Raw genomic sequence first — 11,119 nt, forward strand, 5'->3', positions numbered from 1 at the left:
CCGTGCGGCGGCCCTCCTCTCCGGCGTACGCACACACACGACTCCGCCCCGCGCGCGTGCGGCTCCGCGACGAGAACGCGCGCGACGGCGCGCCGTCCGACCGCGTACGATGCGCGCTCGTTCGCCTGTTCGCACCACCGCCCCGCAGGAGCACCCACCCGTGGACCCGACCCAGCCGGCCCCGCCGCCCACGCCGCCCCCCGGGGGCCCGCAGCCGCAGGGGTGGACCGCCCCGGGGCCGTACACCTCCCCGGGAATGCCCTACGCGGCCGGCCCCTACGGCCCGCCCGGCGGCCCCGGTCCCTACGGGCGGCCCGCGCGGTCCACCAACGGACTCGCCGTCGCCTCCCTCGTCTCCGGCATCGTCTGCTGCCTCCCGCCCCTCGGCCTGATCCTGGGCCTCGTCGCCCTCCCGCAGATCAGGAAGAAGGACCAGGCGGGCAGGCCGCTCGCGATCACGGGCATGGTGTTCTCCGCCGTCAGCTGCCTGCTCCTCGTGATCGGACTTGTGACCGGCGGCTTCTCCTCGGCGTGGAACGGCTTCAAGGAGGGCGTCGACGAGGCCTCCCGCTCGAAGTCCCCGTTCTCGCTGCGCACCGGCCAGTGCTTCGACGACCGCAGCAAGTCGGCGGAGTACGCGACGGAGGTCACCGTCGTCGACTGCGCGAGCCCGCACGACGGCGAGGTCACCGGCGGCTTCAAGGTCACGGGCTTCACCACGTGGCCCGGCGAGGACGCGATCGACGCGATCGCGGAGAAGCGCTGCGAGACGGTCAACCTCGCGTACGCGATGGACACCTGGGCGGTCCCCGAGGACGTCTGGCTCTTCTACTACCTGCCCAGCAGCCAGAGCTGGAAGCTCGGCGACCGGACCGTGATCTGCGCGCTCGCCGCCGAGAAGAAGCGGTTCAGCGGCTCGGTGCGCTCCGACGCCACCACCCTGAGCGGCGACCAGACGCACTTCCTGAAGTCCGTGAACCCGATCGAGGCGGCCCTCTACCGGGAGCCGGAGGAGGACCCCGAAGAGGCCCTCGCGGCCAACAAGGCCTGGGCCGGCGAGGTCCTGGCGGCGATCGACGGCGCGCACGGGAGCCTCGGGAAACACTACTGGCCCGGCGCCTCCACGGAGCCGGTCGCCGCGCTCCGGAAGGACCTCGCCGCGGCCTCGAAGCAGTGGCGCGCGCTGGCGACGGCGGCCGACTCCGACGCGTACTGGGAGGTGTACGAGACGGCCTACGAGGTCCTGCCCGACGGGGCGAAGGCGCGGGGCGCGCTCGGGCTGACGGACGCCCCGCCGGAGGGCGTGGGCACCTCGGCCTGAGGCGCCGCCCGCCCTCCCGTGTCCGGCCGCCGCCCGGCGGCCGGACACGGGAGCGGGGGTCAGCGCCGGTTCAGGCCCCGGTCGATGGCGGTGATCAGCTCGCCGTCCGGGGTGTCCCCGTCGAGGGACCAGACCATCGCGCCGGCGAGCCCGTTCTGCCGGACGTAGGCGGCCTTGGTGCGCAGCACGGTGGGGTCGTCGTAGGTCCACAGGGTGGTGCCGTCGAAGAGCCAGGCGTGCCCGTTCCGCTCGCCCCGGTGGAGCTTGTACGTCCCCGACTCCGCCAGCCGCTTCAGGAACTTGTAGTCCTCGGAGCCCGCCGTCCAGGTGGCGGGGGCGGGGCCGGCCGCGGGCTTGCCGAGGCCGTTGCCGCCGCCGGTGACCCCGGTCCAGCCCTGCCCGTAGAAGGGCATGCCGACCACGAGCTTGCGGGCGGGGGCGCCGCGCCGCAGCCAGGCCTTGACCGTCTGGTCGACGCTGAAGTCGTCCTTCGCGTACAGCGCGGACTGCTGGCCGGTCTTCGGCTCGCCGGAGACGTGGAAGTCGTAGCCCTGGAGGTTCACGAAGTCGAAGTCCCGCATGATCTTCGCGACCTCGAAGCCCGCGTCGATCTTGGCGGGGGCGGTGGGCACGTACGCGCTCAGCTCGTAGTGCTTCCGCTTCTTCAGGGAGCGCCCGTAGGCGTCGAGCTGGACGCGGAACTCCCGTACGAGCTTGGTGAAGTTGGGCTTGTCCTCGGGGCGGATCACGTTCCCCGGGGCGCCGTCCGAGCCCGGCCACTCCCAGTCGAGGTCGATGCCGTCGAAGATCCCGGCGGCCGCCCCGGCGCCGCCGCGGGCGCCGTCGACGGGCAGGTTCCCCTTGACGTACGTGTCGATGCAGGAGGCCACGAGGGCCTTGCGGCCGGCGTCCGTGCGCACCGCGTCGGAGAAGTGCGCGGAGCCGCTCCAGCCGCCCAGCGAGATCATGACCTTGAGCCCGGGGTGCTTCGCCTTCAGCTCGCGCAGCTCGTTGAAGTTCCCGGCCAGGCGCTGGTCGGCGGTGTCGCCGACGCCGTCCACGGAGTTCGCGGCGTCGACGGGGCGCACGTAGTCGGCCCACGGGTCGGAGCCGGGGGCGTTGCCCATGAGGCACTTCCCGTCCGGGCCGATCACGCCGAAGGCGTAGTTGATGTGGCTGAGCTTGGCGGCCGTGCCGCTCGTCTCCAGGTCCTTGACCTGGAAGTTCCTTCCGTAGATGCCCCATTGGGTGAAGTAGCCGATCCGCTTCAGGGCCTGCCCGTGGGCGGGCTCGTGGGCGGACCCGTGCGGGGCCTGGTGCGCGTCGGCGGCGGGGGCCAGGGTGGCGAGGAGGCCGAGGGTGACGGCGGTGGCCGCACCGAAGGTCAGCTTGGACATGGCTCTGGGACGCATGGGCTCGTTCCTGTGCGAGGCGGGATGGAGCGTGCGGGTGGAGCGCGTGCGGGTGGAGGGTGCGGGGACGGGCGTGCGGAGGGCTGATGCGCGAGGGGCGCAGGGAGGAAGTTATTGGTCTGTACCAATACGGGTCAAGAGATGCGCACGCATCCGTCGAGTGGTGACCTCGGGTAATCAAGGTGTACGGCCGGGGCTTCATCACTTCGAGTGAAACTCTGGCCCATGCTTGCGGCCCGCGACCCACGGTTGTCACGCTGTAGCTGAAAGTCAACCTGAGGGGAGTGTCCAGTGACGTTCGGTGAGCAGCCCGCCTACCTGCGCGTGGCTAGCGATCTGCGGGAGAAGATCGCCAACGGCTCGCTTCCGCCCCATACCCGTCTCCCCTCGCAGGCACGCATCCGCGAGGAGTACGGGGTGTCGGACACCGTCGCACTGGAGGCCCGCAAGGTACTGATGGCCGAGGGGCTCGTGGAGGGCCGCTCGGGCTCCGGGACGTACGTCCGGGAGCGCCCGGTGCCGCGCCGGATCGCCCGCTCCGGCTACCGCCCGTCCGCCGGGGCCAGCCCCTTCCGGCAGGAGCAGGCGGCCGAAGGGGCCCGCGGCACCTGGGAGTCGAGCAGCGGGCAGGAGCCCGCGAGCCCGGAGGTGGCCGGGCGGCTCGGCATCGAGCCGGGGGAGCGGGTGATGCGCACGCGGTACGTGTACCGGGACGGCGGCGAGCCCATGATGGTCTCCACCTCCTGGGAGCCCCTCGCCGTCACCGGCCGGACCCCGGTCATGCTGCCTGAGGAGGGCCCTCTGGGCGGCTGCGGGGTCGTCGAGCGGATGGCCGCCATCGACGTCGTCGTGGACAACGTGGTGGAGCAGGTCGGTGCCCGCCCCGGCCTCGCCGAGGAGCTCCTGACGCTCGGCGGGGTCCCCGGCCACGTGGTGATGGTGGTGGAGCGGACCTACTACGCCTCGGGCCGGGCCGTCGAGACCGCCGACGTGGTGGTCCCGGCCGACCGCTACCGGATCGCGTACCACCTGCCGGTGAGGTGACGCGGGGTGGGACCGGACGGCGGGCCTCTCGCCGTCCGTGCCCGTCGCGCATGTCGGCCACCCATGTGCGTCACCCGTGGCCGGTCGGTGCGGGTGTGGTGTGGCGTGGTGTGACGAGGCGTCGGGTCGCGCGGCCCCCGTTTCCCGGGGCCTGACTTCGGCCGCCTTCCATCGGTAACCGGCCGAACCGTGCCTCTTTGTGTAAACCCGTATCCGCTGTGTGAAGGTCAGGCGTAAGCTCCGGCATATGCGGATTGCGGTTTCCCGGAGATCCACGACGACAACCGGACCGGCGGCAGGAGGAGCCCGATGACCGACAGCGGCCCTGTCCTCCCCTGGCTCGTCATTCGGCAGGACGACAACGGCAACCGCTACCGGGTGGGGCGGTACGCGACCGAGGCCGAGGCGCAGAAGGTCGCGGACGGCCTCGACGCCCGGGGCCACAAGCAGCTCTACTGGGTCGAGCGCATCGGCAGTCCCGCCCTCTGAGCCGGCTGCGGACCCCCGTCCCCGGGTCCCGGATACGCTCGCGCCCATGACGGAACGCACCACCGAGACCCACCGCGACGCAGGCCCCGTGGTCGTCGTCGCGGGCGCCCTGTACGACCGGGGGCGCCTGCTCGCCGCGCGGCGCAGCGCCCCCGCCGACCTCGCCGGCCGCTGGGAACTGCCCGGCGGCAAGCTCGAACCGGGCGAGAGTCCGGAGGAGGCCCTGGTCAGGGAGCTCCGGGAGGAGCTCGGCGTGGAGGTCGAACCGGGGGAGCGCATCCCCGGCGAATGGCCGCTGAAGCCCGGTTACGTCCTGCGGGTGTGGACCGCCCGGCTGCTCTCCGGCGAACCGCGCCCCCTGGAGGACCACGACGAACTGCGCTGGCTGGCCCGGCCGGAGGTCGACTCGGTCGACTGGCTCGACCAGGACCGGCCCGCCGTGGCGGAGGCGGCGCTGAGGCTCCCGGAGCGCTGGGGCCCGTGAAGCGACGGGGCTCCCGGTGCGCCCTCCGGCGGGGCGCGCGGCCGGCTCCCTACGCCGTTCGTGCCACCGTGCGCCGGTGACCGCCCCCAGTGGGATAACTTGCCCCGAATGGTGGGTATGTCCTCATTGGTACCTCGCAAGGGGACGTGGGCCTTCCTGCTGACGCACGGCTGGGGAAGTGATCGGGTGTGATCTACACCGACGGCGACCGCGCCGAGTGGAACTTCCCGGCCGAGGCGAACGCCGTGCGCACGGCCCGCCACGCGGTGCGCGAGACCCTGCGCTCCTGGGAGCTCGACGGCCCCCTCGGCGACGTGACCGTCCTGCTGGTCAGCGAGCTGGTGACCAACTCCCTGCGGTACGCCTCGGGCCCCATCGGGGTCCGCCTGGTCCGCGTCCGCTCCGACACCGCCGACCCGGCGCACACGACGGCCCTGCTCGTGGAGGTCTCCGATCCGCTTCCGGATCCGCCGACCGCGAAGGCCCCCGGACCCGACGACGAGGGGGGCCGCGGCCTCGGTCTCGTGGCCTGCACCGCCCGCCGCTGGGGGATCCGCATGGGGGGCGTCGGCAAAACCGTATGGTTCGAGCTGGCTCTCCCTGGTGAGTAAAGAGGGTGGGACGACGATCACCGGTACTCGGCACGGAACGAACGAGACCACCCTGTGATCGTGAACGTCGTGCCGTCCGGGCCTGCCGTAATGAATACTGCGGGCATGGCCGGTCCGGTGCGGTGAGCTGGAGGGGACGGTCGCGTGAGCGAGATACCTGGGACGGCGAGCGGCGGCGTCGTGTGGCAGAGCAGCCCGCCCGGCTCCCTCTACGACTACATCCGGGTGGCCTCCTTCTCGATCGGGCCCGACGGCCTGGTCGAGCAGTGGAGCCGAAGGGCCGTGGACCTCTTCGGAGTCAGCGCGGAGGAGGCCAGGGGCAAGGACCCCGTAGAGGTCTTCGTCCCCGCCGACCTGCGCGAGCGCGGCCACCGGAGGGTCAAGGAGATCCTCGACGGCAAGGAGTGGACGGGCCTCGTCCCGTTCCGCATGCCCGGCGAGGAACAGCCGCACGGCGTGGCCGAGATGTACGTCATGCCGACCGAGACCGAGACCGGGGAACGCGCCGCGCTGTGCATCGTCGTCGACGTGCGCGCCCTCCGCCGCATCGAGACCGACCTCGCCGCCTCCCAGGCGATATTCGGCCAATCCCCCTTCGGCTTCCTCCTCTTCGACACCGACCTCACCGTGCGGCGGGCCAACCGGCGCTTCGCCACCGTCTTCGGCGGCGACGCCGACGACCACCGCGGCCGCACCGTCCACGACTACCTGGGCCGGCCCGAGGCCGAGCGGATGACCACCGCCCTCCGGAAGGTCCTGGAGACCGGCGAGTCCGTCACCGACCTGAGGATCGTCGGTGCCGCCCCCGGCGCCAGGGACCGCCGTCACTGGTCCATCAACCTCTACCGCGTGCACAGCGGCTCCGGCCGCCCGATCGGCGTCGCGGGCCTCGGCATCGACGTCACCCGCCGCCACAACGCGGCCAGGGAGGCCGCCAGCGCCCGCCGCAACCTCGCCCTCCTCAACCAGGCCGGCGCCCGCATCGGCAACTCCCTCGACCTGGAGGCCACCGCCCGCGAGCTCCTCGACGTCGCCGTCCCCGGCTTCTGCGACCTCGCCTCCGTCGACCTCTACCAGGGCCTGCTGACCGGCGACGAGGCGCCGCCGGGCCGCTGGGGCAGCTCCCACGACGTCGGCTACGGGGCCGGCAGCGCCGAACTGCGCCGGGTCGCCTTCGCCAGCGCCGTCTCCGACACCCCCCGCAGAACCGGCGGGGAACACGCCCCGGACGCCGACTGTCCGGGCACCGCGCCCGTCGAGGTCGGCGCCGTCCACCGCTACCCCTTCAACTCCCCGTACGCCGGAGCCCTCCGCACCGGCCGGATCCGCACCGTGCAGGGCGAGGACGGCGACCTCGCCCGGTCCACCCTGGTCGTCCCCATGACCGCCCACGACACCGTCGTCGGCCTCGTCCAGTTCTCCCGCGCCAAGGGCAGCGAACCCTTCGGGGAGCGCGACCGGGCCCTCGCCGTCGAACTCGCCGCCCGGGCCGCCGTCTGCATCGACAACGCCCGCCTCTACCGCCGCGAGCACGAGCGGGCCCTGATCCTCCAGCGCAGCCTGCTCCCGCCCGGCGACCCCGAGGCCGCGGGCCTCGACATCGCCTGCCGCTACCTCCCCGGCACCGACGCCACCGAGGTCGGCGGCGACTGGTTCGACGTCATCGAACTCCCCGGCCACCGCACCGCCCTCGTCATCGGGGACGTCATGGGCCGCGGCCTGCGCGCCGCCGTCGCCATGGGCGAACTGCGCACCGCCGTGCGCACCCTCGCCCAGCTCGACCTGGAACCGGCCGAGGTCCTCTCCCACCTCGACGAGATCGCCCGCGGCCTCGGCGCCCCCATCGGCACCCAGCAGTCCCGCGCGCACAAGAACCGCGGCCCCGAGCTCGCCGAGGTCTACCTCGCCACCTGCGTCTACGCCGTCTACGACCCGGTCACCCGCCGCTGCACCTTCGCCAACGCCGGCCACCTCCCGCCGGTGCTCGTCGAACCCGGCGAGGAGGCCCGGCTGCTCGACGTGCCCCCCGGGATGCCGCTCGGGGTCGGCGGCGAGCCCTTCGAGGAGGTCGAGGTCGAGATCCCCGAGGGCGCCCTCCTGGCCCTCTACACCGACGGCCTCGTCGAGTCCCGCGACCATCCGCTGGATGAGGGCCTCAGCGCCTTCCGGCGCGCCCTCACCGATCCGTCCCGTCCCCTGGAGGACGTCTGCGACCGGGTCCTCACCAGCCTGAACACCGGGCACGGCGAGGACGACATCGCCCTCCTCATGGCCAGGATCCAGGGACTGCCCGCCGAGGCCGTCGGCGACTGGCGGCTGCCCAGGGAGCCCCGCTCGGTCGGCCGGGCCCGCGAGCTCGCCCGTGCCCAGCTCGCCGCCTGGGACCTCGAACCGCTCGTCGACACCGTCGAACTCCTCGTCAGCGAACTCGTCACCAACGCCCTGCGCTACGGCGAGGGGGAGATCCGGCTGCGCCTGCTGCGCGACCGCACCCTCGTCTGCGAGGTCTGGGACGCGGGCCTGGTCCAGCCGCGCCGCCGCCGGGCCAAGGACACCGACGAGGGCGGCCGGGGCCTCCAGCTCGTCGGGCTGCTCAGCTCCTCCTGGGGCTCGCGCCGCACCCCGCGCGGCAAGACCGTCTGGTTCGAACTGGCCCTGCCGGAGGGCGGGGAGGCGGCGGAACCCACGGTGGAGCAGCTGCTCAGCATGTTCTGAGGGGTACGGGGGTGAGCCGTACGCGTGTGAGGCGTACGGGTACGAGTCGTGCGGGCGTGAGTCGTGCGGGTGCGCGGGGCCGCCGGGTCAGTCCTTGAGCGCGGCCAGCCGGGCCTCGATCTCGGCGTCGTCCCCGAGCGCGTCCAGCTGCTCGAACTGCGCGTCCAGGGAGGAGGCCGCCAGCTCCTGCTTGCCGAGGGCCCGCGCCTCCTCCCGGCGCACCTTGTCCTCGAAGCGGCTCAGCTCGCTGGTCGGGTCGAGCACGTCGACGTTCTTCACGGCGTCCACCATCGTGTTCTGCGCCTGCGCCGACTTCGCGCGGGCCACCAGCTCGTCCCGCTTGGCCCGGAGCTCGGCGAGCTTGGCCCGCATCCGGTCGAGACCGGTCCTGAGCTTCGCGACCACCTCGGTCTGCGCGGCGATCGTCGGCTCCGCCGTCCGCGCCTCCTTCTCCGACTGGAGCTGGCGGCCGAGCGCCACCTTCGCCAGGTTGTCGAAGCGGTCCGCCTCCGCCGTCTGCCCGCCGCTCCGCAGCTCGTCGGCCTTCCGGCTGGCGGCGAGCGCCTTGCCGCCCCACTCCTTCGCCGCGTCCACGTCCTCCTGGTGGTCCTGCTCCATCAGCCGGAGGTTGCCGATGGTCGCGGCCACCGCCTCCTCCGCGTCCGCGATGTTGTTCGCGTAGTCGCGGATCAGCTGGTCCAGCATCTTCCGCGGGTCCTCCGCCTGGTCCAGCAGGGCGTTGATGTTGGCCTTCGCCAGCTGGGTGACCCGGCCGAGGACGGTCTGCTTGCTCATGGGGCTTCTCCTTGAGAGGGGTGTGGGGAAGAGGGGGGTCGGGGGAGGCCCGGGGTCAGAAGCGCCCGCCGCCGCCCAGCCGGCCGCGCGTGCCGCTGCCGCCGAAGCTGCCGGGCCCGCCGCCGAAGCCTCCGCCCCCGAAACCGCCGCCACCCGCGCCGAAGCCCCCGCCCCCGCGTCCCCCGCCGAACAGGCCGCCGAGGATGATGCCGCCGAGCACCGCGCCGCCGAGCCCGCCGCCGGTGTTCCCCGCCACCCCCGGCACCCCGCCCGGGCCGTTCGGGTCGCCGTAGGCGCGGACGTCCCGCTCGGCGAGGTCCTGCGCCCGCCGGGCGAGCGCGTCCGCCTGCCGGGCCTCCGCGAGGGCGGCCTGCGGGTCGTCGTCCGCCGCGAGCGCCTGCGCCTCCTCCCAGCGGCGCCCGGCCTCCGCCAGGCGCGTACGGGCCTCGCTGCCCACCGCGCCCCGGTGGGTGGCGACGTAGTCGGAGGCCGCCCCGATCGCCGAACGGGCCGTCAGCATCGCCTGGTCGAGCAGCGCGCGGGCGCGCCGGGCGCCCGATTCGCGCTCCCTGGCCCCCTCCAGGGCCTCGTCGAGGGCCGCGTCGGCCTCCTCGACCCGGCGCAGGGCGCCGATCGGGTCGTACCGCCCGGCCTCCGCGTTCCGCCGCACCTCGGCCACCACCGCCTCGGCGCGGGCGATCCGGCCCTGGAGGTCGGCCGTGGACACCCCGGCGGCGGTCCCCTTCAGCAGGCCGCGGGCGTCCGCGAGGTCCGCGTCCGTCTCCGCGAGCACCCCCGGCAGCCGGCCCACGGCCTCGGCCAGCTCCTGCGCCCGCCGGTCCACCGCCTCGATCAGCCGCGCCGCCTGGTCCACGGCCCCCTCGGCGGCCCGGACGTGCACGGCGGCCCCGCCGTTGTCACCGGCGCCGATCCGCTCCCGGGCCCCGTCGACGTGCGTCGTCGCGAAGACCAGCCGGTCCCTGGCCTGCTCGACGTCACCGGCGACCGGCGAGGCCGCCGTCTCCGCGTACCGCTCGCGCATGGCGGTCAGCGCCGCCTCGGCCGTGCCCATCCGGGCCGTCTGCTCCCGGAGCGCGGCCTCGACGGAGTCCAGTGCCTCGGGGGCGGTCCGCTCCAGGGCGCGGAGCCGGTCGAAGGACTCGGCCTCGGCGTCCAGCCGGGCGTTCGCCTCCGCGCAGCGGCGCAGGATCTCCTCCAGCATGCTCCGGCGGGTCGCGTCGTCCTCGGGGAAGGCGTCGTCGAGCTTCTGCCGCAGCCGGAACGACGCCGTCAGCTGCTCCTGGGCGAAGGCGACGGACTCGGTGAAGGGCCGCACCGCCTCCTCGCCGAACTGGGCCGACGCGAAGCCCAGCTCCTCCTGGCTGGTGCGGACGGCGTCGTCGGTGGCGACCAGGGTCCGGCGGGCCTCCCCGTCCAGCTCCTCCGGGGTCGGCGGCGCGGGCTCCTCCGGCGGCCCCCAGCCCTGCCCGTTCGCGGGCGTGGTGCGGGTCCCGGTCCGCCGGCGCCGCTTGGCGTACGCGTAGGCCGCCACCGCCACCGCCCCGGCGCCGCCGACGAGCACCAGGGGCAGGACCAGGTCGGCGGCGGAGGGGCCGTCGTCGGCCGCGTGGCCCGGGTCGGCGGGCCCGGGGGTGATCGGGGGAGCGGTGACGGGCCGGCCCGCGAGGACGGCGCCGTAGCCGTCCGCCGCGCCGATGGCGGCGCCCGCCCAGTCGTTCTGCCGCAGCGCCGGTTCGATCGCGGTCCGCGCGACCTCGTCGAGCCGCGCCCGGGTGAGGCCGGAGCCGGGGTCGGCCGAGTAGCCGTACCGCCGGTCGTGGGTGGCGACGGCGAGCAGCAGGTCGTCGGCGCCGAGCCCGTTGCGCTCGGCGGTGGCGTCGGCCCAGTCCTGGCCCGGACGCCCGGAGAAGTCCCGTACGTAGACGACGAAGAGCTGGACGCGCTCCTGCTCGTAGAGCCGGTCCAGGGCCTGTTCCACGGAGGCGCGGCGGTCGCGCAGCGCGCCCACCCGGTCGGTGATCTGTCCGTCCCGGGACAGGACGACGGGGTCGTCGGCGCGGGCACCGTGCACGGCGGGGACGACGAGCCACCACGCCGCCACCAGTACCGCGAGAAGGGCTCGGGTGGCTGTTCGCGTCACACACGCGAGGCTATGTCCGGGTATGTCCGCCCGCGACCGGTCCCGTGCGCTCCCGGGCCGTGGGTTGGGCCGCCCGAGTGGCATTTT

The 11,119-nt window shown here is 74.2% G+C and carries 9 protein-coding genes; 6 read left to right on the forward strand and 3 right to left on the reverse strand.

Features of this window, described 5'->3' with window-relative positions; genetic code table 11:
* Positions 1 to 160: 160 nt before the first annotated feature.
* A complete protein-coding gene (locus AB0398_RS02030; RefSeq protein WP_366371573.1) occupies positions 161 to 1,321 on the forward strand; it encodes a DUF4190 domain-containing protein in 1,161 nt (386 codons plus the stop codon).
* Between the two features lie 59 nt (positions 1,322 to 1,380).
* Here AB0398_RS02030 and AB0398_RS02035 read toward each other — a convergent pair whose 3' ends face one another.
* Positions 1,381 to 2,733 carry a glycoside hydrolase family 18 protein gene (locus tag AB0398_RS02035; RefSeq protein ID WP_366371575.1) on the reverse strand — a complete coding sequence of 451 codons (1,353 nt, stop codon included), beginning with the start codon at positions 2,731 to 2,733 and terminating at the stop codon, positions 1,381 to 1,383.
* 291 nt (positions 2,734 to 3,024) lie between these two features.
* On the opposite strand from AB0398_RS02035, the gene AB0398_RS02040 reads away from it, so the two are divergent.
* From AB0398_RS02040 to AB0398_RS02060, 5 genes are all read left to right on the forward strand, one after another.
* A complete protein-coding gene (locus AB0398_RS02040) occupies positions 3,025 to 3,777 on the forward strand; it encodes a GntR family transcriptional regulator (protein WP_366371577.1) in 753 nt (250 codons plus the stop codon).
* A 309-nt stretch (positions 3,778 to 4,086) separates the two neighbouring features.
* Positions 4,087 to 4,266, forward strand: a complete 180-nt coding sequence (locus AB0398_RS02045) for an SPOR domain-containing protein (RefSeq protein ID WP_366371578.1) — start codon at positions 4,087 to 4,089, stop codon at positions 4,264 to 4,266.
* Between the two features lie 46 nt (positions 4,267 to 4,312).
* The gene (locus AB0398_RS02050) at positions 4,313 to 4,750 is read left to right on the forward strand and encodes a (deoxy)nucleoside triphosphate pyrophosphohydrolase (RefSeq protein WP_366371580.1); all 438 of its coding nucleotides are present in this window, start codon (positions 4,313 to 4,315) and stop codon (positions 4,748 to 4,750) included.
* A 188-nt stretch (positions 4,751 to 4,938) separates the two neighbouring features.
* A complete protein-coding gene (locus AB0398_RS02055; protein ID WP_366371582.1) occupies positions 4,939 to 5,361 on the forward strand; it encodes an ATP-binding protein in 423 nt (140 codons plus the stop codon).
* Between the two features lie 144 nt (positions 5,362 to 5,505).
* Positions 5,506 to 8,076: a SpoIIE family protein phosphatase gene (locus AB0398_RS02060; protein ID WP_366371584.1), complete on the forward strand. Its 2,571-nt coding sequence runs from the start codon at positions 5,506 to 5,508 to the stop codon at positions 8,074 to 8,076.
* An 87-nt stretch (positions 8,077 to 8,163) separates the two neighbouring features.
* Here the strand turns inward: AB0398_RS02060 and AB0398_RS02065 are convergent, their stop codons facing one another.
* Complete coding sequence (locus tag AB0398_RS02065) at positions 8,164 to 8,871, reverse strand: PspA/IM30 family protein (RefSeq protein WP_366371586.1); 708 nt, start codon at positions 8,869 to 8,871, stop codon at positions 8,164 to 8,166.
* Between the two features lie 55 nt (positions 8,872 to 8,926).
* On the reverse strand, positions 8,927 to 11,032 hold the full coding sequence (locus AB0398_RS02070) for a TPM domain-containing protein (RefSeq protein ID WP_366371588.1): 2,106 nt from the start codon (positions 11,030 to 11,032) through the stop codon (positions 8,927 to 8,929).
* Positions 11,033 to 11,119: the final 87 nt, after the last annotated feature.

Source organism: Streptomyces sp. NPDC086147 (assembly GCF_040702165.1).
Classification (GTDB): domain Bacteria; phylum Actinomycetota; class Actinomycetes; order Streptomycetales; family Streptomycetaceae; genus Streptomyces.